Origin of the sequence: Cobetia sp. SIMBA_158 (assembly GCF_046566945.1) — a bacterium.
Taxonomy (GTDB): Bacteria; Pseudomonadota; Gammaproteobacteria; order Pseudomonadales; family Halomonadaceae; genus Cobetia; species Cobetia amphilecti.
On the sequence record NZ_JAWJYL010000002.1, the window covers coordinates 188,608 to 214,575 of the forward strand.

Sequence of the window (25,968 nt, forward strand, 5' to 3'; positions counted from 1 at the left end):
GGAAGCTGTTTCAAGTGATGATCAAGGCGACCTCATGCGGCACACCGATCAGCACTTCACTGAATGTTAGCGCTACCATGTTAGCGCTAACATCATTAATAGATTAGGCTCCAAGCCACGACAAGCGGCAAATGAGAAAACGCGACATATGTCTAATCCACCATCATCTCCCCGCCGCAGCCGCAAGGGCGCCATGCAGCCGACCCTGAATGACGTGGCCCGGGAAGCCGGGGTCTCCTCGATCACCGTCTCGCGCTACTTCAATAGCCCCGACAGCGTGCGCGAAGCGACCCGCATCAAGGTCGAAGCGGCCATCGAGAAGGTCGGCTACGTGCGCAACATGATTGCCGGCAGCCTGGCCTCGGCCTCCAGTCGCGTGATTCCGGTGATCGTGCCCTCGTTGTCCAACGTGGTGTTCATCGATGTGATCAAGGGCCTGCAGGACGAATTCGAGGCACACGGCTATCAGCTGCTGCTGGGCAAGACGGATTACGATCTGGCTCGGGAAACCCAGCTGATCCGTACCTTTCTGGGCTGGTCGGCCGCGGGCCTGGTGGTGACGGGACTGCGCCATGACGATGCGACGCGCCAGATACTGGAGAACTGGAATCAGCCGATCGTGGAGATCATGGAGCTGGGGGAAGGCTTGGATCTGAACGTGGGGATGGATCATGTCGCCGCCGGACGCGCCATGACCGAGCACCTGCTGGCACGCGGGTATCGCACGATCCACTTCGCCGGTGCCGAGCTCGATCGCGACTATCGCGCGGCGATGCGCTATGCCGGGCACCGTGAGGCGCTGGCAGCGGCCGGCATCGAGGACGCCCCCCTGCTCGACCTGCCCGTGCGTCAACAGATGACCAGCGGTGCTCAGGCGCTTGAGCGTATCAAAGCGACATTCCCTGACTGCGACGCCATCCACTTCGCCAACGATGACATGGCCTGCGGTGCCATTCTTGCCGCCGCGCGGCTTGGCGTACGTATCCCGGACGACATCGCCATCGCCGGCTTCAATGGCCTGCCGATCGGGGAGCATGTCACGCCGCGCCTCACCACTATCGTCTCACCGCGGGAGCAGATCGGCCGCATGGCAGCGCGCAAGCTGCTGGCGCGCATCAATGGTGAACCCGTCGGAGAACTGAGCCACGACCTGGGGTTCACGCTGCGGGTCGGTGGCAGCACCTGAACACTGATCATACTGATCATGGACTGAGGCCACGCCAGTTCAGCGCATCAGCCACGCCATCATCAGCTGTCCCAGCGCGACACAGAGAAAGACAGCCAGGCCCGCCAACGTGGAGGAGAAGACGGCCAGCGCCACCGACAGCAACGCAGCGACACACAGCAGGCGCGATGGCAGGCTGATTCGACGACGGGATTCGCTTTCGGAGGGCGGAGGACTGACGGGACGCTTGAGGTTGGCGAAGAACTCCGCCAGCCGTCGCGCACGTGAGAGTGGGCGTCGTGGCGCGTACAGATAGCGGGCGAGGAACAGGAAGCCGACGACACTCGCGATCTGGATGACCAGCGAGATGGCCAGCTTGATATCGACCAGCTGTTCAGGCGGGAAGCCGGCAATCCAGGGCAGGCGTTGCAGTGTCGCCATGTCGAGCCAGAGATAGCTGCCGAGCGTGACCGTGACCCCGATCAGGACACTGCCCCACCCGGCCCAATCCGGCGCTCCCGTCCTGAAGAGCACCATCAGCGCCGGCAGCGCCAGTGGCATCTGCAGCAGGACGCCGAACATGATCATGATGTCGAAGAGGCTCACCATCTCGAGCCGACTCAGGCCGATGACGAACAGGATGACGATGATGCCCTGGACGACCCCGAACATCCGCCCGATCTGCACCAGTCGCGCCGCCAGGCTGGAGGTCTGCTTGAGCACGGGCATCAGGAGTCGCATCATCACGCCGGCGTCACGATTGAAAGCGGTGGTGATGGGCGCGATGGTGACCGCCAGCATGGCGGCGATCACCAGTCCCAGTACGCCCGACGGCAGGTAGTGGATGATGAAGTGCACATAGGCCACATTGGCCGCGTCATTGCCAAGCTCAGGATAGCGTGCCGCCAGGTCGATGCCCGCCGTGCCCAGCAACCAGGGCGGCAGAAACCAGGTGACGGGGCCGACCACGAACAGGATCGAGGCGAGTCCTGCCGCCTTGCGCGCTTCGCCATCATCGGCCGTGGTCAGAAAGCGATAGCTGGAGGTGGCGTTGTTGATGCTGATGCATTGCTTGACCAGCATGGCCAGTGACCAGATACCCATGATGAGCAGGCTGTTGTGAGAACTGCCGATCCAGAAGTCCCTGTTCGACTCCGGGAAGCTCAACGATCCGCTCCACATCAGCGTGAGACAGAAGCCACCAATGACCAGGGTGAGAATCGCCAACTGCATCATCTGGATGAAATTGTTGGCCGAGACGATCCACACGCCGCCCACCAGGGTAATGGCGATGATGAGACTGCCGATCAGCACGGCGATGCTCACCACCGAGAGACCGAAGACCGCACTCAGGAACAGTGAGACGCCATAGAGCCCGATCGAGGCGGTCATCAGCGTCAGAAGGATCTGGCTGATGACATACACGAGCTGCGTCGTCTTGCCGTAACGCAGCTCCAGAATGTCGGAATAGGTGCTGACTCTCAGCCGTCGAAAACGCGGCGCGAAATACAGCGCCGCCAGCAGAAAGCCCAGCGCATTGCCCCAGAAGATCACCAGCACGGCAAAGCCATCCTCGTAGGCCTTCTGGGCGGCGCCGGTGAAGGTCCAGGCGGAGAACTGCGTCATGAACGCGGTACTTCCCGCCATCCACCAGGGCACGTTGCCACCTCCCCGGATGAAGCTGTCCGGGGTCTGACTGCGACGTCGATAGACCAGAATGGTCAGCACGATCAGGACGACGGAAAAGAACAATGCAACTTTATCCAGCTGTGTCATGTGGCTCCCTGCCGATCATTCCCGTGCCAACGCGCATTTCCGCACTCTCGAACCCGCGCATTCAGGGGCTCGAGAGTGCCCTTCCTCATCATGAGGCATGATACATTCGCCGGGCGCGCAAGATTTGCGCGCTCATCTATCTAGCAATTCATGATCAGTAATAATATTTCAGGCCAACACGCGTCTTGAGCTGACGCGTATCGGAACTGGAGCTGGAACTGACATCCGCCAACTCCATATACGGGAACCATGACCCCATGCGCCGCCCGGCACTCAGAATATAGTCGTAGTTCTCGCGGGTATTGTTGTAGATATCCTTGTCTTCATTGCGATAATAATTGGCCTCTAGCCAATATTTATTCTTGCCGTGCTTGTAGGACATGGTGAAGGTGATCTTGTTCTGTTCATAATCATCATTGAAGTCTTCACTGTAGTTGGCATATTCACGACGGTAGCGCAGCGCCGTGGTCAGCGGGATACTGCTGGCCTTGTAGCCGATGCGTAGCTGGGGCTTGAGGGTGTACTTGCCGTCCCCGAAGGCAATGGGCATGCCTGGTTGGATATACCAGTTCTTGTCCAGCTTGAACTTGAAGCCCCAATCAATCTCACTGTCACCGCGCTGCAGATTTCCCATCGCAGGTTGCGAACCATCGTCGCGCTTTTCCGAGGCAAACTTGGATTCCAGCCCATAATAGAAGTTGTCGATGGAATCACTCACCTTGACTCGGGTGGCATGTTGTTTGGCGTGATGCTTGTATTCATGACGAATATCCAATGTCACAGCCTGGGCGCTGGTAGTGAATACCAGTGCGGCAATTGAAAGGGAGATCTTGTTGTAGTGTTTCATGGCGTACCTCTTTGTTTTTATGGGGAGTCAGTCAATTGACTTGCAGGCAACCTGCGTCCTGTCGCGAGCCCGGCATTGGCTAGCGCGTGGGTTGCCCTGTGTTGGCATCGGCGTCCTGGATCGATCCAGACGCCAGATGCAGGCCGCAGAATCCCCTGCCGATGGCGCAAAGGGCGCATCGACTCTTCTGCTGACGTGGTCATTGGCGTTGACCGAGCAGAGAGGGAGATTCGGGTTCGGGGTGCCAGATTGGCAGCAAGCGAGTGACAAGCGGCTGGCAAAGGAGTGACGAAGACGAGTGCGAGGTCAGGGAGCGACGTGGCACCAGATGCCAGCGCCGCTCCCCCTCACTCATGGTGTCTCAGCGCGTGCTGCCTTCGCCGACCAGGCTCTCTTCCTTGGGGTGAGACTTCCTGTCAATGGAAGTCACCAGCAGCAGACCGATTGCCACGATGATGCCGCCACACAGTACGAAGACCATGCGTCCCCAGAAGGGATTGGGCACCAGGAACATCAGCATCACGGCAAGTCCAGCGACCAGAATCAGGTAGCCGAGAATGTTGCGCTGGCGATTGTCGACGCTGCGGTGTTCCTCGTCATCGCTGATGACGGGCGTGTCACGGTTGGTGAAGAAGGTTGCGACTTCCGCTTCGCGTTCAGCCGAAAGACCGCGGTAGAACAGCGTGGTCATCACGAAGAAGCCTGCCGTGATCACGGTGTGCGCCATGATGCCGACCGCCACCTTCATGTCACTCCACTCACGCGAGGTCAGGTCCGCCTCCAGGCCGAAGGTGTCGACGATGAAGTCCGGTGTCATCACGAAACCGACCAGATAGGACACCAGGCCACCGACCACCAGGGTGGCCCATGCTGCCCAGTCCGGTGTCTTGCGGATAAAGAAGCCGAGCAGACCGGGGATGGTCATCGGCAGACCGATCAAGGCACCGACGTACATCATGGCGTCGAACAGGCTCAACCCTTTCAGGGAGTTGATGAACAGAGCAAAGCCGATGATCGCCAGGCCGAAGACGGTGGAAGACAGGCGCGACATCAGCAGCAGTTCATTTTCAGACGCCTTGGGACGCAGCACGACCTCATAGAAGTTCTTCACGAAGATGCCGGAGTTGCGATTCAAGCCGGAATCCATCGAGGACATGGTCGCGGCGAACATCGCGGCCACCAACAGCCCCAGCATCCCGGCAGGCATGTAGAGACTGACGAAGCTCATGTAGGCAAAATCGGCCGCCTTGGCACCTGCCTCGGGATACATCGCGAACAGGTCCACCCCTTCATTGGCCATGAACCAGCTGGGCATGAACCAGATGAACGGCCCCATGGTCATCAGGACACAGGCCAGCAGACCGGCCTTGCGCGCATTCTTCGAGTCTTTCGCCGCCAGATAGCGATAGGAATTGAGCAGGTTGTTGGTGATGCTGAACTGCTTGATGAAGATGAAGAACCCCCACAGCGCGAACAGCGACAGATAGTTCATGTCACCGCCAATCAGGAAGTCGACCGGAAAGTCATCCACGACCTGGGTCGGCCCGCCGGCATGAATCACGGCCACGATGGCGCAGGTGATGGTGACGGCCATGATGATGACCATCTGCATGTAATCGGACGCGATGACCGCCCAGGAGCCGCCCGTCACCGACATCACCAGCACGACAAGCCCGGTCACGATGATGGTGGTTTCCATGTCGTAACCGAACAGACCTGAGGTCACGATGGCGAGGCCATTGAGCCAGATACCCGCATTGATGATGCTGGTGGGCATGGAAGACCAGGTGAAGACCTGCTCGTTGACGGCACCGAAGCGCTGTCGGATCGCCTGTATCACGGTGATGACGCGCAGCTGTCGGAAACGCGGCGCGAAATACAGGTAGTTCATCAGGTAGCCGAAGGCATTGGCCATGAAGATGATCGCCACGGCAAAGCCATCGTTATAGGCCTTGCCCGCCGCACCGGTGAAGGTCCAGGCACTGAACTGGGTCATGAAGGAGGTCGCGCCGACCATCCACCACAGCATCTTGCCGCCACCGCGGAAGTAGTCACTGGTGCTCGAGGTAAAGGTTCTGAACAGCCAGCCTATGGCGATCAGAAAGAGAAAGTAGATGCCGATGACGGCAGTATCCAGATCCAGATTCATGGCGATGCACTCTTGTCTTTATCTGTCTTGTCGTTGTTGTTGCGCACCCGGCAGTGCGCGCCTGGCTCTGGCCCCTTCCCTGGGCCAGAGGTTCTGCTGATGACTGGTGGGACGATCGCTCGAACTTGAAACGCTCCGGCTGGATCGATCCAACTAGATCGTTCCAACAACAGCACCGACCGTGCCCTCACCACAGACGTGCCTTCAGCTCAGGGAGACCTCACCTCAAAGAACCTTCATCACAAAGAGCTCTCATCCAGGGAAAGGCGTCGGTTCAGGGACTTCTCAAGCCTCAGAGATCGATCAGATTCACCCCGGCATGGATGCGACATTCATGGTCCCCCAGGGTGATGTTGCCCCCCGGCGGCACGGCGTCCGCTTCAGCCAGCACCAACAGCAGCTGCCCGGTACGCAAGGTGATCTCGAGGGCCTCGATACCCGCTACTGCCCCTTCGCAGGCTTCCAGCGCACGCAGGTTCAGCACCTGTGGGCGTGCGCCACTGCATTGCTCCAGGGATTCATCGAAATGCCCGTGGCTCTCGAACAGCGAATAGAAGGTCTGAGAGGTGGCGGTCAGACGTGTCATCACCTTGGCGTCAGGACGCAGGTTGTGGTCCGGGTCGTTGGCCCCGACCCGCAACTGATAGGCTTCGGCGGGTGCCTGGGTGATCTGGTGCCAGCTATGAAAGCTGTCGCCTGCAAGCCAGGTCATGCAGTGCGCGGTGTCCGCCGGACGCTGGGCCACCTTCCATAGGTGTTGATAGCCCGCGCTGTCGCCCAGTACCTCAAGTGTCGCCAGGGCGGTGGAGACAGGCTGCGGAGACGATTCCGTTTCCCACCACCGCACCACCTGGCCGCCGTGATTGAAGGTGTAGTCATAGACATGCGGCTCTGCAGAGCTCAGCGCGAAGATATCGACCAGTAGCGGTGTCTGCGTATGGCGCGAGTGCAGCAATACCAGCTGACGCTGCATGGTCACGCCCGCATAGGCGTTGTCACAGCGGGCAGTCGCCGCGGCATCACTGCCCGCCAGCAGCGCAAGCTCAGCGTGGTGCGTATCCGCCAGCGCGTGATCACCGTCATGTTGGGATTGCATGTCGACCACCACCAGGTTGTGCGCGACGCTCTGCTTGGCGTAGCCCTCGTTCTCCTTGAGGTAACGCCCGCCGAACTTGGTCTCGACATTGACCCAGCGCGCGAAACCATATTCCTGCAGCACTTCCTTGCCGCGCGCGAAATACGTCATGCCCAGCTGATCAAAGTGGCCATGCCCCATGCCGTGCTGCCCCGCGGTGAGCACCACATGCTGCGCCTGCAATCCATAGCCGTGCTTGAGGTGAGCGTGCGCCCCGCTGTTGCCTTCGGGGCCATCGCTGAAACGCTGACTGGTGGCCTGCACATCAGCATGGACCTGCTGCATGGCCTGCTTGAGTGCCACGCCATTGGCATGCAACCAGCTGCCTTGCTGCTGATGCGCGAGAGTCAGCAGTTCCGGGGCCGCCTCGTAGCGCGCTGCCAGCAGCGCCATGGCGCAGCGCGCCCCTTCATCATCCAGGTTCATGGTGCGTGAGGCGTCATTCAGCGCCGGGAAGCGACCATCCGGATAGGCCGTGGAGAGCAAGACATGCAGCGACTTGCCGATACGTCCGTCGGCGTGCGCGAAGATATTGCGCTCGGGCTGTTGCCGCTCGATCGCCTCGGCGAACAGGCACAGCGGATGAATCGCGAAACGATGGTAATACGGCCCTTCCACGTAATAGCCCTGCGGCGAGAACAGCAGCGCTATCTGGGCGAGAAAGCCCCCGGTCTCGCCGCTGCCATCCAGTCCGTCGATGGAGATCGCCAGATGCTCAGGACTCTCGATCACCATCGCGCAGATCCCGACCGCCGCCACGGCCCACAGCCCGTGGTTATGGATACGATCGAAATCATGCCGATAGGTCTCGGTGAACATCTCAAGCATCGGGAGGAACAAGTCCTCCAGCAGCGCCCGATACTGGCTATCGCTCAATGACGGCTTGAGCAAGGCAAGGCCGAGTGAGGCATGCAGCAACCAGATATGTTCGTTGAGAATCTGGTGAAACAGCTTGCCCGGCGGGTTGGTATTGCGCGCGACCTGAAAAGGCATCTCGCGATAGCAGGCCGCGTAGGATTCCAGCAACTCCCGGGCATGCGCCAGGGCCGCCTCATCATCGTTGAGCCGTCCCAACAGCGCCGCACCTTCTATCAGGCGGGCATTCTCCTTGTGGGTGTTGTGCTCGAAACTCCCGGCCTCACCCTGGCCAGGCACCACCACGCCGCGTGCGATGCTGGCAGCCACCTGCTGCTCCAACACCTTCAAGCTGCGCCCCAGTGAGCTATCTGCCTCGCATTGCCGACGAAGCATTTCGAGCTCACTGGATGACCACAACAGATACTCACTCTTTGCAGACATAACGATTTCTCACTGATGAATGGCGGGTCGTCGGGGAAATTCAGGCCGAGACAACCCCCGCCGACCGAGCGCATTGCCCTGGCGCTGTCGACCGACCATCGATAGGGATAAAAAGGAGGCAACAACCCGTGCTGCCTCACAATGGGCGAGTGCTACTGCCGATTGCCACGGACGAACGCGATGGCACAAGCTTGTGGTCGAGTCATGGCTCCATCGTCCACCAGCCTTGCCAGCAGAGGGTCTCTCCCGCCACTTCCACCCTATGCTCGCCTGGCGCTTGCCCTTGTGAGGGGCGCAATGCCACGGCCAGACGATGTCGAGCGCCGCTGCACGTCTCAAGCTCCAGCACGCAGGCCTCGTCACTGTCATGCAGCAACTGGCAACGGCTTACCTGCGGGCGGGCGTCACGCGAGATCTCGCGAGCTTCATCGAAGACACCGTGTGTCTCGATCACGCTGGCAACGGTGTGACGACTGCCGGTGGAGCGCAGGATCAGATAAGGCTCATTGCGCAGATTGCTCTGGGGATCATTCGCGCCGATCAGGCCTTGCACCAGGGTGGCAGGCGCCGAGCACACCATGCGCGCCGTGACGAACTGATCGTCCTGCAGCCAGGTGACTGCCTGATCGGCACCTGCGGGCAGCTCATCCCCGGTACTCATCTGCCAGAGATGCTGATAGCCATTGGCGTCGCCCAATGCCGTGGGCGAGGTCTGCTGGTGCAAGGCGGGTTGAGCGACCATCAACTGGCCTTGATAGTGCAGGGGATAATCATAGTGATGGGGGGTATCGCTGGTGGCGCGCATCAGGTCGATCACCAGTGGCTCGGCGAGCTCCGGCAAGGTGACCAGCATCAGGCTGCGCTGCAAAGTGACGCCGGGCACGTAGTCATCCAGACGCGCACTGGCGAGCTGAACCTGCGGATGGGAGGTCTCGAAACACACTAGGGTGCCGTGATGCTGACAGGCGCGTGCGGTGTCCAGGTCATGATGCGAGGTCTCATCCACCACCAGGGTGTTATGCGCCACGCTCTGCTTGGCGTAGCTACGGTTTTCCGGGGTATAACGCCCGCCGAACTTGGGTTCGATATTCACCCAGCGGCTGAAGCCATAATCCGTGAGCACCTCATGCTGGCCATTGTGGTATCCGAAATGCAGGCCATCGAAATGTCCGTGATCCAGCGCGGAATGCAGTGTCGGATCGCTGCCATGCTGACCGAAGCTCAGGTAGAGCATGCTCTCGCTGCCACGCGACGTCGGGGCGCGCAGAATGGCGATTCCGCCAGCATCTCCCTGACTGCCATCACTGATGAAGCGACTGTCACGCGCTTCACTTGATTGACTCGCCTGTTCGACGAACTCGGCCAATGCAAGAGAGCCCGTGCACAGCGGCAAGCGCTGTACCCTGTCGCGAATCAGCCCTGCTACCGCCGGGTTCAAGCGGGTATCCCGGTAGTGCTGCAGCAGGAAGGCCGCGCCGAGCATCGCACCTTCGTCGACCAGCCCCATCGTCTTCGAGCTGTCATTCAAGGCCAGAAAACGCCCATCCGGGAAGGCCATCTGCTGCAGACACACAATGGCCTTGCGGATGATCTGATCACGATGTTCTTGAATCCGAGGACGCACCCCACTGTTGATCAGCGCATCGGCGAACAGCACCATCGGTCGCAGCGCGAAACGATGGTAGTACGGGCCTTCCAGGTAATAGCCATCTGGTGAGAACAGCTGGTCAAGCTGAGCCAGAAAGCCCCCACTGACACCATCGCGTGCATTGCCGAGCAAGGCCTGCTCCACCAATGCTTCATCTTCGAGCACCAGCCCGGCAATGCCAGCCGCGGCCACCGACCAGATGCCATGGTTATGCACCACATCGAAGTCATGCGCGTTCTGTACCACCAGCAGGTCGATCATCGGCCGCAACAGGTGCTGTTCGATCTGCTCGCGCTCACCGACCGGTAGCTGTGCCTTGATGTTGCCGTAGGCGTCCGCGGCATATAACAGCCACATGCCTTCGTTCAGGCATTGGTGAAACAGCTTGCCGGGAGGATTGCTGTCCCTGGAGACATGCGCCGGCAGTGCTTCATACATCTGCGAGTAACCCAGCAACAGGCCACGCACGAATTCGAGATAGCGCTCATCATGCGTCACCAGCCACAGCTGAGAGGCCAGGCTGACATGCTGATAATTGAGCTTGTGGCGCGCGTGCTCTTCTCCGCCCGCCTCACCTTGCCCGGGAATGCTCAGGGGCTCGGCCAGCACCGAGCGCATGTCCTGCTCTGCAAGCGCGAGCCGCTCTGACAATACGCGCGAGGAATCCGGTGCCTCGTGGGCGGCGCGCAGTCCGGCAAGGGCCGCACGATCCAATAGCAATGTCTGTTCCATGACGTAACCGCTCGTTGTGTGATGACCTGTGGCGTTTTCGGTTGGGCACCCTGACGGGTGCCCGATTCAGGGGCACATCTGGCCGCCATTGACGTCGATCACCTGCCCGGTGATGTAGCCGCTCAGCGCATGCGATGCCAGATACAGGTAGGTCGGTGCCAGTTCGTGGCATTGCCCGAAGCGGCCCATGGCGATGCTGCCGGCGATGGTCTGCTTGAGATCATCACTCTTGTCTTCATGGAAGGCCGTATCGATGGTGCCCGGTGCGACGGTGTTGAAGCGGATGTTGTCCTTGGTGAATTCCTTCACCCAGTTGCGATGCAGGTTGTGAACCATCGCCTTGCTGCCGCCATACAGGCTGGCGCCCATACCACCGCCCTCACGCCCCGCGATGGAGCCGGTGGTGATCACGCTACTGGTCTGTTGACTCTGCCGGGCAGACTCACGCAGATGCGTAATCGCGAAACGCGTCACCATCACCACGGAGCGAATATTGAGATCGATGACGGTGTCGAAGAACGCATCATCGATGCTCTCCAGACCCTGACGCCCGCCCAGGCCACCGGCATTGTTGATCAACACGTCCAGACCGCCCAGTTGATCTACCGCACGCGCCACCAGTGACTCGCACTGCGCGGTATCACGCACATCTGCCTGCAGATAGAAGGAACGTCCCGGTGCATCCAGCTCGGCAAGCAGGGCTTCTGCCTCGGCAGGGGCGCGGCTTCCATGCAATACCACCTTGGCCCCGGCCTTGAGCAGGGAGCGCGCCACATCCAGACCGATGCCCGCGGTCGAACCGGTCACCAGTACACGCTTGCCTTGAAGATCATCAAACATCACGACTACTCCTGAAACGGGTGAACTCTTGTGATCAGGCGCTTCGCTGACGCGACCGCCACTAACAAATAAGCAACTTCTTTTTTAGATATTTCGCATTATTTAGCGCGTCAAAATGCTGCCCAGGCCTGAGCCTGAAAGCGGCATGACATCATGGGGTCAGCATGTCATCGCGGCGGGGCGAGAACAGGTCGATCACCAGACTGTCGGGCTCGAGCGCCACAGCGCCATGCGAGGTGTGATGCGGAGCGACGAAGGCATCGCCTGGCGAGAGCCTGCGTTTTTCACCCTCAAGCTCGACCTCGAAAGCGCCCTGCACGACATAGCCAATCTGGTCATGACGTTCATGCTGGTGTGGGGTGCCGACGGCACCGCGATCGAACTTGACGCATACCGCCATCAAGTCCGGGGTGTGGGCGACAATCTTGCGCTGGATGCCGGGTTCGACATCCTGCCAATCATGTTCGTCGTTGATGAAGAAACTGCCTGCGTTCATCGCTATGACTCCCTGCTGGGTACCCGTTGTGTCACCGGTACATGCCCCATCCTTGAGACGCTCCCTTGACCCTGCTCTGCCTGCTTTGCCTTTGTTGCCGCGATGGCCTCAGTTGGCGATAGAGGCACAAAGACAGCAAAGCCAGAAGGGACACCGTCGATTGAGACATCAATCTGAAATGGCGTTTTGAAAACGTAGCAGGGGATTTTTGTTTTTGAAACAGCATTTCATTCCATCTTAGACTTTTAGACCGTTCCAAGCCTGGAAGACGCTTCGTCGCCGATGGCCGAAGAATGAAGCCCAGATGGCGCCAGGCGTTGTGGTAGCGCGGCTGAGAGTGTAAAAGCGAAGGTGAGTACTCTAAAATCGAGTTTCATTAATTTCAGAATAAGGGATCTCATGTCTTCAGAAACCAAGCCTGCCGAAGCCAAGGTGGACAACGTCACTGCGGTGATGAAGGTGATGGCCGTGCTGGAGGGACTGGATATCGACCATGAGTCCAGTCTTGCCGAACTCTCACAGCGCGCCATGATGTCGAAAAGCACTGCTTACCGGTTTCTCCAGACCCTCAAGAACCTCGGCTACGTCGCCCAGGACAGCGAAAGCGAGAAATATCGCCTGACCATGAAAGCCTTCGTGCTGGGCAGCTCGGCGCTGGGCAACATGGACCTGATCAAGATGGCAGACCCCGACATGGCCGCGCTGTCTCAGCTGACGCGAGAAGCGGTTCATCTCGGCACTCTCGATGCCAGCACCGGGGAGATCGTCTATGTCCACAAGTACAACTCGCACTTCAACCTGTGCATGAACACCCGCATCGGCGACCGTTGCCCCGCGCATACCACCGCCATGGGCAAGGCGCTGATGTCACGCATGAGTGACGCCCAGCTGGAGCACCTGTTGACCCTGCAGCCGCTGGAGCCACGTACCGAGCGCACGCTGACCTCGCGGCAGGCACTGGATGAGCAGCTCGCACAAGCACGTCAGTCCGGTCTGGCAGAAGACCTCGAGGAAATGGACGCCGGGGTATGCTGTTTCGCGACACCGATTCTCGATCACACCGGCAAGGCCATTGCGGCGCTCAGCATGTCGATCCCGACGATTCGTTATCATCAGGATGTCACCCTCGAGTACAAGAAGATCCTGTGTGAATCCGGCCGGAACATTTCCGCGAACCTTGGTTGGAAGCCATCTCATGAACACGCCCATGGCTGATGACGCGGAGGAAAACAGACACGGATGTCAGTTTCCCTCGCGTGGCTGAAGGCAAGATATGGGTAGCGACAAGCCGGCGCTTCTGACGGGACTGCTGACGACTTTGACGCTGCCACCCCAAGACCAATGGATAATGATCATTGAGCAACGACTTGCAGTTAATCCAATTTTATCCAGTCTATTCAAGCGGATAGCAGATCGATCACTCATCGCTGCAACATCCTTCACAGGGCTTGAAGAAATGCACAGACAACCTGCAACCCATTGATATAACGATAAAAATAAATATGAAATAGCATTTCATTATTGTTGAATGATACCTTGACAGTCAGAACTGTCAGGCTCTAGCCTTCGCTTGCTGCAACGGAAACCCTCCCAAAAGCACAAGAAAAGGCAGGACGCCATGCAACACAATCGGGCACGCCAGCCCCTCATGAATGCACTGGTTCTCGCTCTGGGAACAGTCACCATTTCCGCGCCATCTCTGGCCAATGACACGCCACCCGCCGAAGCTTTCAACCTGGACACCTGGAAACTGACGCTTCCCATGGATGGTAACGGTGATGGCAAGGTCGACGAGATAAAAGTCAGCGACCTTCAGTCCTATCGACACGCGGATTACTTCTATCTCGACGATGAAGATCACCTGGTATTCGTGACCCCCAACAAGGCATTCACGACACCAAATTCCAGCAATGCACGGACTGAACTGCGTCAGATGCTGCGTGGAACCGATACCAGCATCGGCACACACGACCCTCAGAACAACTTCGCGCTCGCCTCCCACAAGCATGCCGATCAATATGCTCAGGTCGGCGGCTTCCTTGAAGCGACACTACGGGTGGAGCATGTCGCGGAACGTTCCCGCAAGCCTGATCGCAAGTCAGCCTATTCGGTGGTGGTCGGTCAGATTCATGCCGGCAAGGACAAGGCATTGATGGAAGAGGATGAGGGCTTCGGTCACGGCAATGAGCCGCTCAAGATCTTCTACAAGAAACTGCCGGATCAGGACACGGGCTCCGTGTTCTGGAACTATGAGAAGAATCTCGCCAAGGAAGATCCCAGACGCACGGATGTCAGTTACGCGGTCTGGGGCAACGACTGGAGCAGCAACGCTGACCCCGGCGAGGAAGGCATTTCACTGGGTGAGACCTTCAGCTACAAGGTCGTGGTCAAGGGCGACATCATGCATCTGACCTTCAATGCGGAAGGCCACCCCACGCGCAACTTCGAGATCAACCTGGCAGACAATGTCGATGCCAACGGCCAGGTGGATCAGGAAGACCTGCCAGCGGGGTATGCCGGTGACTGGATGTACTTCAAGGCGGGCTCCTACAACCAGTGCAACACCAAGCCCTCCTCCAATGCCTGTGAAGGCACCGGCGAATGGGCCAAGGATGAAGCCAATGGCGATTATGCCAAGGTGGTCTTCACCGAGCTTGAAAGCGGCAAAGTTCAGTGATGACAAGTCGTCCGGATGTGATATTGCACTGCTGGATCTGAAGAAATGGAGCTGAAGAAAAGAAACTGAAGTGATGAAATCCGTGTGAGATCGCAGATCTCGGACAGGGGACTGCCACTCTTCCTCTACAGAAATGCCGTATCCCCCTCTTCCCCTTGGATTGTCAGAAGCCGTATCTCTGCCAATCCAAGGGGAATTGCGTTGTCGATGACCCCGCCCTCTTCGCTCTCTTTCACCTTTTCCTCGACGCTCTGAGAGTATCGTGCCCCTTGCCATGGTCGCCGAAGGAAGACATCGACGAGCCTGCAATGGGAGCCAGTGACCGCCCTCAATCTTACGAGAGCGGAAAATTGGCGTAAAACGCAAAGTATCCGGCGTCTTCTGATCATCTCGCTGCCCTCAACTTCACGACACTGTGTTCAACAAAGGCGCAGAGGCGATGCGACCGGGACGTGCAGGTCGACGTCTGGTGACATGGCCGCTGCGACTTACCGCAGACAAGTGTTCTGACACGTGAGGCCCGACGATGAATCGCAAGACTATCCTGACATGCGCCATCACTGGCGCGGGTGATACCGCCAGCAAGAACCCAAATGTCCCGGTGACGCCGAAGCAGATCGCCGATGACTGCATCGCGGCCGCCAAGGCCGGTGCCAGCGTGGCCCACATTCACGTGCGTGATCCGGAGACCGGCGGCATCAGCCACTCCACCGAGCACTTCCGTGAAGTCATGGACCGTGTGCGTTCCGCCGACACCGACATCGTCATGAACATCACCGCAGGTGGCGGCGGCGACTGGATTCCGGACGTCAACGACCCGACTCGTGGTGGCCCGGGCACCGACATCCAGACCCCCGCCGAGCGTCACGCGCCGATCCAGGAACTGCTGCCGGAACTGTGCACCCTGGACTGCGGCAGCCTGAACTTCGGCGACATGGTCTACATCAACACCGCTGATTGGCTGCGCGAGCACGCTCGTCTGGTGCAGGCCGCTGGCGTCAAGCCGGAGCTCGAGTGCTTCGATCTGGGCCACGTCTGGTTCGCCCGTCAGCTGCAGCAGGAAGGTCTGCTCGACGACGACCTGCTCTTCCAGCTATGCCTGGGCATCCCGTGGGGCGCAGAAGCTGACACCGAAACCATGCTGACCATGAAGAACAAGCTGCCGACCAACTCCAACTGGGCAGCCTTCGGTATCGGCCGCATGCAGATGCCGATGGTCGCACAGGCCGTGCTGCTGGGCGGTCACGCTCGCGTCGGTCTCGAAGACAACCTCTATCTGTCCAAGGGCGTGATGGCGACCAACGCGCAGCTGGTCGAGAAGTCCTCTGGCATCATCGAGAACTTGGGTTCCAGCGTGATGACCCCGGCCGAGACGCGTGAATTCCTCAAGCTGCGTGATCCGTCCACCGGCAAGACCGCTGGCGATATCGCTGCACTCGAAACCGCTGGAGGTGTCGCATGAGCCAGTTGTCTGTCGTAGGAACCGGTGTCATCGGCAATGGCTGGATCTCACGCGCACTGGCCAATGGCTGGGATGTGGTCGCCTTTGACCCGGCGCCGGACGCTGAAGCCCGCACTCGCGCCTTCGTAGAGAATGCCTGGCATGCGCTGGAAAAGGATGGCCTGGCAGAAGGTGCCTCCGTCGATCGTCTGCGCTTCGCCGCGACCCTCGAGGAAGCCGTGGTCGGCGCCGATCTGATCCAGGAAAACGTGCCGGAGCGTCTGCCGCTCAAGCAGGAAATCCTCAGCGCCATCGATGCCGCTGCCGAAGAGCACGTCGTGATCGGCTCTTCCACCTCCGGCTTCAAGCCGACCGATCTGCAACAGGACTGCAAGAAGGCACCGGGCCGCGTCATCGTCGCTCACCCCTTCAACCCGGTCTATCTGCTGCCGCTGGTCGAGTTGGTCGGTGGCGAGCACACCTCACCGGCACTGCTGGAAGGCGCCCGTGACGACTACCAGCAGCTGGCGATGCGTCCGCTGATCGTGCGTCGCGAGATCGAAGGTCACATCGCTGACCGCCTGATGGAAGCGCTGTGGCGTGAAGCCCTGCACCTGGTCAACGACGGCGTCGCCACCACCGAAGAGATCGATGCTGCCGTCGTCTATGGCTGTGGTCTGCGCTGGTCGCTGATGGGCACCTTCCTGACCTTCCACCTGGCAGGCGGCGAGCCGGGCATGCGTCACATGCTCGAGCAGTTCGGCCCGGCCCTGAAACTGCCGTGGACCAAACTCGAAGCGCCGGAGCTGACCGACGAGCTGATCGACAAGGTCGTGGAAGGCTGCGAATACCAGGCTGCGGGTCGCCCGGTCGCCGAGCTGGACCGTCGTCGCGATGAATTCCTGGTCGAGCTCTTGAGCCTGACGCGCAAGTACTGGCCGGAAGCCGAAGGCCTCGAGGGACGTATCTGATGGACCTGCTCGAGATCACGGTACCGCATGAGTGGGTCGACTATAACGGCCACATGAATGATGCCGAGTACGCGCGTGCCTTCTCGATGGCGGTCGAAGCCTTGATGGAGCACGTGGGGCTGGATGCCGAGGGTCGTCGCGAACACGACCTGACCATCTACACCCTGGAGACGCACCTGTGCTATCTGGCGGAAGCGCATGAAGGTCAGACGCTCAAGGTCAAGGTGCTGCTGCTGGACCATGACGCCAAGCGTCAACATGTGCTGTTCACCCTGACGGATGCCGACGGCGGCGAGATCGCCACCAGCGAGCAGATGTTGATGGCGATGAGCATCAGTGGCGGTCGTCCGACGCCCTGCCCGGAATCGGTGGCGGAGCGCATTGCCGTCCTGCCCCAGCCGGCAGGCGAAGAGGACTGGCCCAAGGCGACCGGTCGTCGTATCGCCATCCGCCGCAAGACGGCCTGAGACGTGTGACAACCGATGTCCGCTTCGGATAACAAGTCGCTGATTTAGCGTCGAAACCCGCACCCTGCCAGTCTTCTGGCGGGGTGTTATTGTCTTGGGACACCCGCCGAGAGCCGATTCATGACCATGACCCCTTCCCCCATCACCTGTCGCGCCTTCATCGCTGACTTCGCGCGCGGCATGGATGAAATGGTAGAGATGCCGCTGGCAGACGCCCGCATGCGCTATGAACAACTATGCCAGCAACTTGGCGCGCCGCTCGCCGAGGGCGTCACGACCCACGAGAATCATGTCGAGATCATCGGCCGGGCAACACCGCTGCGCCTGCGCCACTTCATCCCGGAGGTGGCGCGCAAGGCGGACGGTAACCTGCCGGCACCGGTGGTGTTTCTGCATGGGGGGGCTTGGCAGATAGGCTCGCCGGAGAGCCATCAGGGCATCGCCTCCAGCCTGGCCGCCCAGTTGGGTCGTGAGGTGGTCAGTGTTGATTATCGCCTGCTGCCCGAAGCCAACTATCAGGACGCACTGGCGGATTGCCTAGCGACCATCAAGCACCTCTCCGCCACTGTCGAGCCAGTGGCCATCGTTGGTGACAGCGCCGGCGCAAGACTGGCGATGGATGTGGCACGCCGACTCGATACCGAGATGCCCAACATCGGCCTGCAAGGCACGCGCATGCAGAGCCTCGGCACCCATGGCGCGGAAATGGAAACGGCCCGCCATCAGGAGCATCCGGCCCCCGAGAAGCCCGTCAGCTATGTGCTGGGGCTGATCTACCCGCCGATGGACCCGGTCTTCGTACTGGCCAAGGAGAACGAGTTCGCGCTGGGTTCGGATGCGCCGCTGCTCGGCCGCGATGAAGTGGTCAGCATGTGGCTGACCATCGCTGAGGGCGACCGCTCCGCCAGTTACTCGCCCTCGCCGGCCCATTCCCAGCAGCCGCCGGCACGCCAGATCGAAGTACTGGCCGCCGAGCATGACCCGCTGACGCAACCGCTGGAGGCAGCGGTGGATGTCTGGCGCTGGCGCGGTGCCGATGTCGGTTATCGCAGTGCACGCGGCATGGTGCATGCGGCGCTGCATGCGCATCATGCGCTCCCCGAGATGCAGCAAGCCTGGCAGGCCTTCTGTGAAGCCCTCGATCGGCGCCTGTGCGCCCTGAACTAGCGAAAGCCCCTCACGTACACAAACGCCCAGCCACGAGAGTCGTGACTGGGCGTTTGTGTATCTGGTGACCGACATAGCTGACGGCAGATATAGCTGATTACTGAAAGGCTCGGTGACCACCGCTCGAGCGTCTAGCCGTCGGTCAAGTCTTCAGGCTGGCCGGTGACATGAAGCGCAGCTCGATGGCGACCGGGCACTGACGGATGCGCTGATGCCACTCCTGCTCCAGCCGCTCCCGCGTCATGTCCTGAGACGAATCGTCCGTCAGCACGACCACGACGATGAGTCTGAAATTGGCCTCCAGAGTGCGGTCCGCCAGCAGCGCCTCGTAGAGCAGACTTTGCAGCACCGTCTGCGCTCTGGCGTAGTGCTTGAGCACCTTCACTTCAATGAACGTGAAGGGGGCACTTTCTCCCTCGAGCAACGCATCGAAGCAGGCATCGGTCTCGCCGACACGCACATGCCGCGTCATCGCGCCGCTCGCACCGCCACCCGCAGTGGAGGACTCCTGCATCTGACGCAGCACCGCATCCTTCAGCTGGGTCATCTGCTGGCGATGATGATCCAGATGCTCGGCACGCGATAACGGCGCCTTCTTGTCGGCGCCGTCCTCAGGGCTCAACAGCTGCGCGACATCGGCATCGTCGACGGCCTGCCCGCTATCCTCAGCGACGGCTGACCCCTGAGCCTCGGCGTCTGCTCCGCCCTGCTGCCAATCACTCTCCCCCAGCGACTCCTGCACCTCGCGAGTCAGACGCTGCTCCTGCTCGGCTGGCGACAGCGTGCGCATGAAGGAGCGGTCCTTGTCGTAATCCCCCGGCGCATACAACTTGCCGTGATGATGGGTCACGAGTCGATAGAACACCGCCAGCACCAGCAGCGGAAACACCACGATGAAACCGATCAACGGCCAACGCTCCGCCACCGTCAACGTCTCGGCCGCCGAATTCAGCAACAGACTCGCGAAGCCATAGATCAACGAGATGAACAACGCGATGATCCCCAGCGGGTTCCGCGCCAACTGCCTGGCATATTTCATGAACTGCATACGCGCTCCATTCCTTGGGGCTTACTGAGGGCATCCTCATGCAATGGGGGCGAGCAGCCCGATAATGCAAGAGGCCAGCCTCACCACTGCATCACGATGAAGGTCAGGGTCATCACGCCGATGGCGACCAGCCAGGCACCCAGCACGCGTTGGGCGATGACGAAAGCCGACTCGGGGAGCAAGCGACCGGCCAAGGCAAGAATCCCCCAGCCGGCGACAACGATGAGGAGTATGGCCGTCATTACGCCGAGCAGTATTGCCACTGGGGTAGTGGCCACGTCATGACCGACGAACAGCAGGGCGACCACCAGCCCCGACATCGCTGCCGGGACAAGCGCCATCAGCGCCCTGCCCCATAGCGTGCGCAGCGGTAGGTGAATCGACACCAGCAACGCCGTGAGGATCGCAAAGCCTACGACCGCCATCACCAGCGAATCCGGCGCGTATAGCGCCACCAAGATTCCCAGCACCATGGCATTGATCAGACGCAGGACACCGCGTAGCCACTTGGCTTCCGCCACCCGGCCTATCTTGGCGATGAAACGACTGGTTGACTCTGGAACCTCAACGGCTATGAACTGTGGAACGAAGCGCTCGGCCATATCTACTGGCCCATATCGATTGAAGTCTGCATGAGCGCCGTGCCGGCGCACTTCTCCAAGCCACTCAAGGGTGTCTGGAGCAAGTAACTTCCTGCACTAGGGATGAGCACGATAAAAAGCCGCCGCAGCTTTCTCAGAGGCGGCTTTTCAGGGCCACAGCAAAATGAGCCAGCGCTTTCGATCAGCGTTCGAGAGTCATGCGGCACAGCAGTGTGTTGTCCTGCTTGAGGCTTTCCCCCCAGACGAACCTGGCGTTGTCGTCCCAGTCGATATCGTCATAGCCATCTTTCGGGCTGACGTCGCTGGCAGCGTGCTCAATGGCAGCCGGCCAGTCGCTATCGTCGAAATCCGGGGCGGTCCAATCACCATCAACCGTGGTTTCCTCGAAGGCACAAGCACCCTCACCCGCTTGTGGGTCATTTTCGTCTTCGCAGGAAGTCTTCACCGGTGCGTGATGTACCACGAGGCAATGCATGTCGCTGTTGGTGACACCGATGACGTCACCTGTCTTTGCATCACTGAACTGGGCAATCATGCCGCCATCACCCATCTGCTGACGATCGGTGCCGATATATTCAAGTCCTGAGTCATTCTCCTTGAAGTCCTTGGCCTTGATGGCAATCGTCACCGGGAATTGCGTCTCGATGATGGCGGTTTCTGAATTGAAAGAGCGCTCAGTGGTGATCGGCACGCTGTCTTGCATCGCCTTTTCGCCATTGACGTACATTTCAAACCAGTTATCGACCCAGACCTCGGCCTTGAGTCTGGTACCGCTCTGGGGCCCGGCCTTGGGCTTTGCTGCATGCGCATCCTTGGCGTGTGAATCGGCAAAGGCAGGTGCGGCAGCCAGAATTAGGGCGGCGGTCAGTAATGTGCGCATGAGGATTCCTTTCGTGGTGAATAGCGATAGGTCTTCTTGGCTTGCAGGGGGGGCTTGCGTCCATCATCTGCTCAGTTGCGCAAAGTGATGGAGGATGAATCAATGACCTTGCCCTTGAGCGCCTCGGTCATCGTCTCCCAGTTCACGCTCATGTCGTCATGATCCGGCAATGCATCCAGCGGTGCTTTCAAGGCATACAGCGTGATCATGTATTCGTGATATGAGCCCTCGAGGCCGGGAGGTGAACAAGGCGGCGTATACCCGATACGTTTCTTGTCCTTGTCGGCGCCCTCATCCCCCAACGACGCCGGGTTGCCGCGCGGCAAAGCGTGGGTATCTGCCGGAAGATTCCACAGCAGCCAATACTGGCTCGGAGCGTCACGACCTTCGACAGTGCCTTTGGGATAGCGATGCATGATGAGGGCAAGGCTCTGTGTGCCGTCAGGCACATCCCCCCATGTCAGTGGGGGTGTGAGGCCATCGCCGCCGTCACGAGTGCATTTCAAGTCATCCGGCAACCAGCCGTCATCACTGAAGGCAGGACTGGTGAGCGTGAAGTCGCCTTGTGCCAGCGCAGGCGTGACCATGGGCTCGGCAAGGGCCAACGTACAAAGCCCAGCGGCCACCCCACGCGCGAGGCGCGTCTGCAAGGCACTTGAGAACTTGCCCGCCAGATTGCTTGATGAACTGCACGATGACTTGCACGACTCTGCATGACTCATCGGCAGTACTCCCCTGTCTTGACGTCTCCACCATCTGTCACGGTACGCATTTCAAAGTCATAGCAATCGGGCGTGTCGCTGGGCGTATAGCGAATGTAATAGGCTTCACCGTGATAGATGTAATCCATGCTGCGCTTGCCGTTTTCCTGCTGCGTAAAAACGAGGTCTTCCACGCCGCCCTGCGGAGGTGTCCCGGCAGGACGCCCACGGCTATTGGCATCGCTGGTATCGTTTGCGGCTGACAATGGCGCCACACGTGGCAAGTCCTTCTGGTCAGGCACTTTTCCCATCAGGCACTGCACGATATAGGGCGCCTTCTGCGAAGTGTGGTAGCGATAGCCAAAGGTCTTGTCCGGCTGGCCATTGCAGATATCCAGCGCTTCGTTCGCGATATGACTGCCATCTGGATTATCGTCGCCATAGATGGGGTACCCATCCAGCGCCCAACCGATGATGGGGTTGTCATCGGCATTCTTCATCTTGTCTATCATGCAGGTGGGTTTGACATGATAGTGGTAATCATCGCCACGCCCGGAATGCCCACCGCAGGCATCCAGCTGTTTGGTGGCCAGGGTATCGTTGTCTGCCTGGTAGCTTGCGAGGTCATCCTGAGACATCTCTCCGCCCCCGGTGTAGTCGTAGATCGGCACGCCATTGACGGCGACACCCAGCGCAGCATCACGCGTATAAGGTATCTCCTCACTGCCGCGCATCTTGGGCTCCAGCACTACGGGCGATGCGTAACCCTTGGCCGGCACCGGTACCTGCTCATTGGTGCCGACGATGCCGGTCATCATCTCGTGGTCCGGCCAGGTGTCCGAAGCAATCAATGCCTTGCCATCGTGACAGCTGACCGACACCGAATCGTCAAAGCCGGCGTCCTTCACCGAGGCTTTCACTGCATCACAGCGTGTCTTCTGCAGGGCTGTCAGTGATGCCGGGTCGTTGGCGATAGACTGCGCAGCGTGAAATGCCAACGGCGCCAGAAGCGCAGTCGCCATGCCCAGCGCAATGGAACGACGCATGACGCGTCCTCGTCCATGCGAGTTCTGATCGGTGGATGACATGCCCCCTCCTTTGATGTCGTGGCGATGGAATCCGGTCCGGACTCCTTGAAGAGAGAGCGGCCCGATGGGCCGCCCCACGCCCAACCCTGGGCAACTTCACGTGTGGTGGTTCTTGGGTTCTTGTGGTGGTTCCGATGCCGGCTCGAACAGCAGGCACTACCACTGCATGACGATGAATGTCAGGGTCATCACGCCGATGGCAACCAGCCAGGCGCCCAGCACGCGTTGGGCGATGACGAAAGCCGACTCGGGGAGCAAGCGCCCGGCCAGTGCAAGAATCCCCCAGCCGGCGACAACGATGAGGAATATGGCCGTCATTACGCCCAGTAGTATTGCCACTGGGGTAGTGGCCACGTCATGCCCGACGAACAGCAGGGCGACCACCAGCCCCGACAACGTTGCCGGGACACGCGCCATCAGCGCCCTGCCCCACAGCGTGCGCAGCGGTAGATGAATCGACACCAGCAAGGCCGTGACGATCGCGAACCCCACCACTGCCATCACCAGCGAATCCGGCGCGTACAGCGCCACCACGATTCCCAGCACCATGGCATTGATAAGACGCAGAACACCGCGCAACCCCTCGCCAGTCGTGAAGCGGCTCTGACAGGCAACGCCCACCAGACTGGCCGTCAGCAGCAGATACAGGATCACCGGGCTTCCGGTGGCGGCGCGAACACCCAATAGCCATTGATCCCACATCATCATGCCAGGGCCTCCATCAGGAAGTAGACACCCAACAGCGCCGTCACTGCGCCCAGTACCCGCAGCAACACGCCCTGACGAAAGCGCTCTGCCACTACGCCCACGCCGATACCGGCGGCATGCAGACTGCCGGTGGCCAACATGAAGCCCATCGCGAAGGCGAAGGGATCAGAGGCCAGGGGCAATTCCGCCCCGTGGGCGTAGCCATGACAGATCGCGAACACCGAGACCACCAGACAGGCGAGCCACAGCGGCAATGCGACCCGCCACACGATGAAGGCGCCGAGCACCAGCGCGGAAAGCGCGATACCGATCTCGATGCCAGGCAGCGCCAGGCCCACGATGCCGACCACGCTGCCCAGCGCCATGATCATCGGGAAGACGACCGGCAGCAGCCAGGTGGCGGGCCGCCCCAGAATCACGCCCCACAGGCCCACCGCCACCATGGCCGTAAAGTGATCAAGCCCGGTCAGGGGATGCAGGAAGCCCGCGGCAAAGCCGCCGACCGAATCGGTATCGACATGGGCATGCGCAGCCCCGGAGAACATGACCAGCAACAGGCCCAGGCGAGAGATGGCTGCCCGCGTGAGTCGCGGCGCCGAAAAGCGGGTGAACGTCATGAGGTAACAATCCTTCGGTGAAAAGCATGAAGCCCCGCGGCAATGCAGGTCTCTCGCATGGCCGCAGGGCTTCTTCATACAGCACGCTATTTCATGCAGCGCGTGTGCTCAGGCAGTCCGCGCGACTGTCGGCAAGGTGGCGCGCCAGGCTGCCGCCCCAAGCTGCCGCCCCAAGCTGCCGTCCTAAGCTGGCAGTCAGCAGCCTGATAAACAACCGCCTCTACTGCTCGCTGGATGCCTGAGACGGGGCCTCTGACGGCTGATCAGACTCCGGGCGATCAGACGTGTCCTTCTCCGGCCCACCCGGGCCGGGGCCCTGGCCCGGTATGCGCGGCGAGCCGATGCCAATGCTGGCCGTGGTCACGAAGTTGTCCTTGGCGACCACGCCCTTGAGGCACTTGGGTAGATTCGGGAACTCGTCGGTGGCGTGATAATGGTACTCGCCCTCGGGGTGGCGCTCGGTCGGGCCGAAGTGACCATTGCAGCTGTCGAGGTCCGTCGGGGCGCTGCCGCCGGCGTCCTGGGTGCCGAACATCGGATAGCCATCGAAGGCATAGGCGAACTGGGCGGTATGGCTCTGTGGCAGCTGACAGTGGGCATCAACACCGTGCTCATCATAGAGGGTGTCGATATCGGTCGCCGTGGCATGCCAGTGATACCAGCCACCGGGATCGACATGCCCGCCGCAGGTATCCAGCGCCGGCAGGTTGCCGGTATCCAGCACTGACGGGGCGTCAGCGAAGATCGGCACGCCATCCAGGGCGAGGCCGATCTTGGCGACGGTGCCCAGCGGCGTGGGCTCGGCAGCCTCGACCGGCTCAAGGGGCAGCAGCACGGTCATCTCTACGCTTTCATCCTCGGCCACGTTGAGGCAGTTGTTGGCCTCGACCGGCCTCTTGCTAAGGTCCGTCATGATGTGGAGCGTTTCGTCATCATCATGGAAATGGAAGCCGAGCGTATCGAGCATCTCGAAGAAGGCGCGATCCAGACGATAGAGGCCCGAGTTCTCGCCATCCCAATCCCAGATACCGCCCTCGTCATCCAGAGATGGCGGACAGAACGGGCCGGTTTTCAGGCCATCCGGCTTGTACTTGACCACCAGACGGGTGCACTGGGTCTGCGTGCCATTTTCCAGCGTACAGCTCACCGTTTCAGGGGCTTTCACCAGCGCGGCCGAGGAGAATTGGCTCGGCACGACTTCAGCGTGAGCCGCGCCGGCCATCAGCATCGCGACCGATGCTGACAGCACATAAGCGGGCAAGCGTGCCTTGTGCCGCACGGCAGTTGCACGCTGAGGAGGTGTGATGGTCATTCAATGACTCCTGACAGGACGCTTGAACGTCGCGGCAAGCGCAAGGTGCCACCGCGACAGAAAGGGTGAATCAACCAGAACGCATGCAAAAGAGAGCGCTTCAGTCCAAAAGCCAGCACTGACAACCGGCAGCCCACAGACAGCAACGCCCGCCCTCTGATTCCATGCAACATCATCAGAGTGGCGGGCGAAGCATTCACGG

22 protein-coding genes are annotated in these 25,968 nt (G+C 60.2%); 7 read left to right on the plus strand and 15 right to left on the minus strand.

Annotated features, from left to right (window positions below):
• The first annotated feature begins 148 nt into the window (after window positions 1-148).
• Complete coding sequence (locus R2R70_RS04845) at window positions 149-1,186, plus strand: LacI family DNA-binding transcriptional regulator (protein WP_107334574.1); 1,038 nt, start codon at window positions 149-151, stop codon at window positions 1,184-1,186.
• 39 nt (window positions 1,187-1,225) lie between these two features.
• On the opposite strand, the gene R2R70_RS04850 is transcribed toward R2R70_RS04845, so the two are convergent.
• From R2R70_RS04850 to R2R70_RS04880, 7 genes are all read right to left on the minus strand, one after another.
• Complete coding sequence (locus R2R70_RS04850) at window positions 1,226-2,941, minus strand: sodium:solute symporter family transporter (RefSeq protein WP_107334573.1); 1,716 nt, start codon at window positions 2,939-2,941, stop codon at window positions 1,226-1,228.
• A gap of 154 nt (window positions 2,942-3,095) precedes the next feature.
• Window positions 3,096-3,788, minus strand: coding sequence for an oligogalacturonate-specific porin KdgM family protein (locus R2R70_RS04855; RefSeq protein WP_107334572.1), 693 nt, complete (start codon window positions 3,786-3,788; stop codon window positions 3,096-3,098).
• 361 nt (window positions 3,789-4,149) lie between these two features.
• The gene (locus tag R2R70_RS04860; protein ID WP_279838748.1) at window positions 4,150-5,937 is read right to left on the minus strand and encodes a sodium:solute symporter family transporter; all 1,788 of its coding nucleotides are present in this window, start codon (window positions 5,935-5,937) and stop codon (window positions 4,150-4,152) included.
• 292 nt (window positions 5,938-6,229) lie between these two features.
• Complete coding sequence (locus R2R70_RS04865; protein ID WP_410977420.1) at window positions 6,230-8,323, minus strand: heparinase II/III family protein; 2,094 nt, start codon at window positions 8,321-8,323, stop codon at window positions 6,230-6,232.
• A 250-nt stretch (window positions 8,324-8,573) separates the two neighbouring features.
• Entirely contained in the window at window positions 8,574-10,751 is a 2,178-nt protein-coding gene (locus R2R70_RS04870) for a heparinase II/III family protein (RefSeq protein WP_410977421.1), read from the minus strand.
• Window positions 10,752-10,817: 66 nt separating this feature from the next.
• A complete protein-coding gene (locus R2R70_RS04875; RefSeq protein WP_107334568.1) occupies window positions 10,818-11,591 on the minus strand; it encodes an SDR family NAD(P)-dependent oxidoreductase in 774 nt (257 codons plus the stop codon).
• A 151-nt stretch (window positions 11,592-11,742) separates the two neighbouring features.
• Entirely contained in the window at window positions 11,743-12,087 is a 345-nt protein-coding gene (locus tag R2R70_RS04880) for a cupin domain-containing protein (RefSeq protein ID WP_107334567.1), read from the minus strand.
• 399 nt (window positions 12,088-12,486) lie between these two features.
• Here R2R70_RS04880 and kdgR point away from each other — a divergent pair, with 399 nt between their 5' ends.
• The 6 genes from kdgR to R2R70_RS04910 all read left to right on the plus strand — a co-directional run bounded on the left by kdgR (window position 12,487) and on the right by R2R70_RS04910 (window position 18,810).
• Entirely contained in the window at window positions 12,487-13,302 is an 816-nt protein-coding gene (gene kdgR / locus R2R70_RS04885) for a DNA-binding transcriptional regulator KdgR (protein WP_107334566.1), read from the plus strand.
• Between the two features lie 403 nt (window positions 13,303-13,705).
• Entirely contained in the window at window positions 13,706-14,764 is a 1,059-nt protein-coding gene (locus R2R70_RS04890) for a polysaccharide lyase family 7 protein (RefSeq protein ID WP_410977422.1), read from the plus strand.
• Window positions 14,765-15,290: 526 nt separating this feature from the next.
• On the plus strand, window positions 15,291-16,226 hold the full coding sequence (locus R2R70_RS04895; RefSeq protein WP_131432243.1) for a 3-keto-5-aminohexanoate cleavage protein: 936 nt from the start codon (window positions 15,291-15,293) through the stop codon (window positions 16,224-16,226).
• Window positions 16,223-17,176 carry an L-carnitine dehydrogenase gene (locus tag R2R70_RS04900; protein WP_131432244.1) on the plus strand — a complete coding sequence of 318 codons (954 nt, stop codon included), beginning with the start codon at window positions 16,223-16,225 and terminating at the stop codon, window positions 17,174-17,176. Before R2R70_RS04895 ends, R2R70_RS04900 begins: the two co-directional genes overlap by 4 nt.
• Window positions 17,176-17,643 (plus strand): thioesterase family protein, encoded by a 468-nt coding sequence (locus R2R70_RS04905; protein ID WP_131432245.1) that lies wholly within the window; start codon window positions 17,176-17,178, stop codon window positions 17,641-17,643. The genes R2R70_RS04900 and R2R70_RS04905 overlap by 1 nt, the downstream gene beginning before the upstream one ends.
• Before the next feature lie 120 nt (window positions 17,644-17,763).
• Entirely contained in the window at window positions 17,764-18,810 is a 1,047-nt protein-coding gene (locus R2R70_RS04910; protein ID WP_131432246.1) for an alpha/beta hydrolase, read from the plus strand.
• A gap of 142 nt (window positions 18,811-18,952) precedes the next feature.
• Here the strand turns inward: R2R70_RS04910 and R2R70_RS04915 are convergent, their stop codons facing one another.
• The 8 genes from R2R70_RS04915 to R2R70_RS04950 form a co-directional block, all read right to left on the minus strand.
• Window positions 18,953-19,858, minus strand: coding sequence for a hypothetical protein (locus R2R70_RS04915; RefSeq protein WP_199852316.1), 906 nt, complete (start codon window positions 19,856-19,858; stop codon window positions 18,953-18,955).
• A gap of 80 nt (window positions 19,859-19,938) precedes the next feature.
• The gene (locus R2R70_RS04920) at window positions 19,939-20,379 is read right to left on the minus strand and encodes a hypothetical protein (protein WP_410977423.1); all 441 of its coding nucleotides are present in this window, start codon (window positions 20,377-20,379) and stop codon (window positions 19,939-19,941) included.
• A gap of 262 nt (window positions 20,380-20,641) precedes the next feature.
• On the minus strand, window positions 20,642-21,340 hold the full coding sequence (locus R2R70_RS04925; RefSeq protein WP_410977424.1) for a PEBP family protein: 699 nt from the start codon (window positions 21,338-21,340) through the stop codon (window positions 20,642-20,644).
• Between the two features lie 71 nt (window positions 21,341-21,411).
• A complete protein-coding gene (locus R2R70_RS04930) occupies window positions 21,412-22,062 on the minus strand; it encodes a YbhB/YbcL family Raf kinase inhibitor-like protein (RefSeq protein WP_410977425.1) in 651 nt (216 codons plus the stop codon).
• Window positions 22,059-23,087 (minus strand): YHYH protein, encoded by a 1,029-nt coding sequence (locus R2R70_RS04935; protein ID WP_199852315.1) that lies wholly within the window; start codon window positions 23,085-23,087, stop codon window positions 22,059-22,061. The genes R2R70_RS04930 and R2R70_RS04935 overlap by 4 nt, the downstream gene beginning before the upstream one ends.
• Window positions 23,088-23,285: 198 nt before the next feature.
• A complete protein-coding gene (locus R2R70_RS04940) occupies window positions 23,286-23,837 on the minus strand; it encodes a hypothetical protein (protein ID WP_410977426.1) in 552 nt (183 codons plus the stop codon).
• Window positions 23,834-24,454 carry a HupE/UreJ family protein gene (locus R2R70_RS04945; RefSeq protein ID WP_410977427.1) on the minus strand — a complete coding sequence of 207 codons (621 nt, stop codon included), beginning with the start codon at window positions 24,452-24,454 and terminating at the stop codon, window positions 23,834-23,836. The genes R2R70_RS04940 and R2R70_RS04945 overlap by 4 nt, the downstream gene beginning before the upstream one ends.
• Window positions 24,455-24,674: 220 nt before the next feature.
• Window positions 24,675-25,766: a YHYH protein gene (locus R2R70_RS04950; RefSeq protein WP_410977428.1), complete on the minus strand. Its 1,092-nt coding sequence runs from the start codon at window positions 25,764-25,766 to the stop codon at window positions 24,675-24,677.
• Window positions 25,767-25,968 lie beyond the last annotated feature (202 nt).

Coding starts and splice junctions, on each gene's coding strand:
- R2R70_RS04845 (WP_107334574.1), top strand. CDS start 149: ATGTCTAATCCACCATCATCTCCCCGCCGCAGCCGCAAGGGCGCCATG.
- R2R70_RS04850 (WP_107334573.1), bottom strand. CDS start 2,941: ATGACACAGCTGGATAAAGTTGCATTGTTCTTTTCCGTCGTCCTGATC.
- R2R70_RS04855 (WP_107334572.1), bottom strand. CDS start 3,788: ATGAAACACTACAACAAGATCTCCCTTTCAATTGCCGCACTGGTATTC.
- R2R70_RS04860 (WP_279838748.1), bottom strand. CDS start 5,937: ATGAATCTGGATCTGGATACTGCCGTCATCGGCATCTACTTTCTCTTT.
- R2R70_RS04865 (WP_410977420.1), bottom strand. CDS start 8,323: ATGCTTCGTCGGCAATGCGAGGCAGATAGCTCACTGGGGCGCAGCTTG.
- R2R70_RS04870 (WP_410977421.1), bottom strand. CDS start 10,751: ATGGAACAGACATTGCTATTGGATCGTGCGGCCCTTGCCGGACTGCGC.
- R2R70_RS04875 (WP_107334568.1), bottom strand. CDS start 11,591: ATGTTTGATGATCTTCAAGGCAAGCGTGTACTGGTGACCGGTTCGACC.
- R2R70_RS04880 (WP_107334567.1), bottom strand. CDS start 12,087: ATGAACGCAGGCAGTTTCTTCATCAACGACGAACATGATTGGCAGGAT.
- kdgR (WP_107334566.1), top strand. CDS start 12,487: ATGTCTTCAGAAACCAAGCCTGCCGAAGCCAAGGTGGACAACGTCACT.
- R2R70_RS04890 (WP_410977422.1), top strand. CDS start 13,706: ATGCAACACAATCGGGCACGCCAGCCCCTCATGAATGCACTGGTTCTC.
- R2R70_RS04895 (WP_131432243.1), top strand. CDS start 15,291: ATGAATCGCAAGACTATCCTGACATGCGCCATCACTGGCGCGGGTGAT.
- R2R70_RS04900 (WP_131432244.1), top strand. CDS start 16,223: ATGAGCCAGTTGTCTGTCGTAGGAACCGGTGTCATCGGCAATGGCTGG.
- R2R70_RS04905 (WP_131432245.1), top strand. CDS start 17,176: ATGGACCTGCTCGAGATCACGGTACCGCATGAGTGGGTCGACTATAAC.
- R2R70_RS04910 (WP_131432246.1), top strand. CDS start 17,764: ATGACCATGACCCCTTCCCCCATCACCTGTCGCGCCTTCATCGCTGAC.
- R2R70_RS04915 (WP_199852316.1), bottom strand. CDS start 19,858: ATGCAGTTCATGAAATATGCCAGGCAGTTGGCGCGGAACCCGCTGGGG.
- R2R70_RS04925 (WP_410977424.1), bottom strand. CDS start 21,340: ATGCGCACATTACTGACCGCCGCCCTAATTCTGGCTGCCGCACCTGCC.
- R2R70_RS04930 (WP_410977425.1), bottom strand. CDS start 22,062: ATGAGTCATGCAGAGTCGTGCAAGTCATCGTGCAGTTCATCAAGCAAT.
- R2R70_RS04935 (WP_199852315.1), bottom strand. CDS start 23,087: ATGCGTCGTTCCATTGCGCTGGGCATGGCGACTGCGCTTCTGGCGCCG.
- R2R70_RS04940 (WP_410977426.1), bottom strand. CDS start 23,837: ATGATGATGTGGGATCAATGGCTATTGGGTGTTCGCGCCGCCACCGGA.
- R2R70_RS04945 (WP_410977427.1), bottom strand. CDS start 24,454: ATGACGTTCACCCGCTTTTCGGCGCCGCGACTCACGCGGGCAGCCATC.
- R2R70_RS04950 (WP_410977428.1), bottom strand. CDS start 25,766: ATGACCATCACACCTCCTCAGCGTGCAACTGCCGTGCGGCACAAGGCA.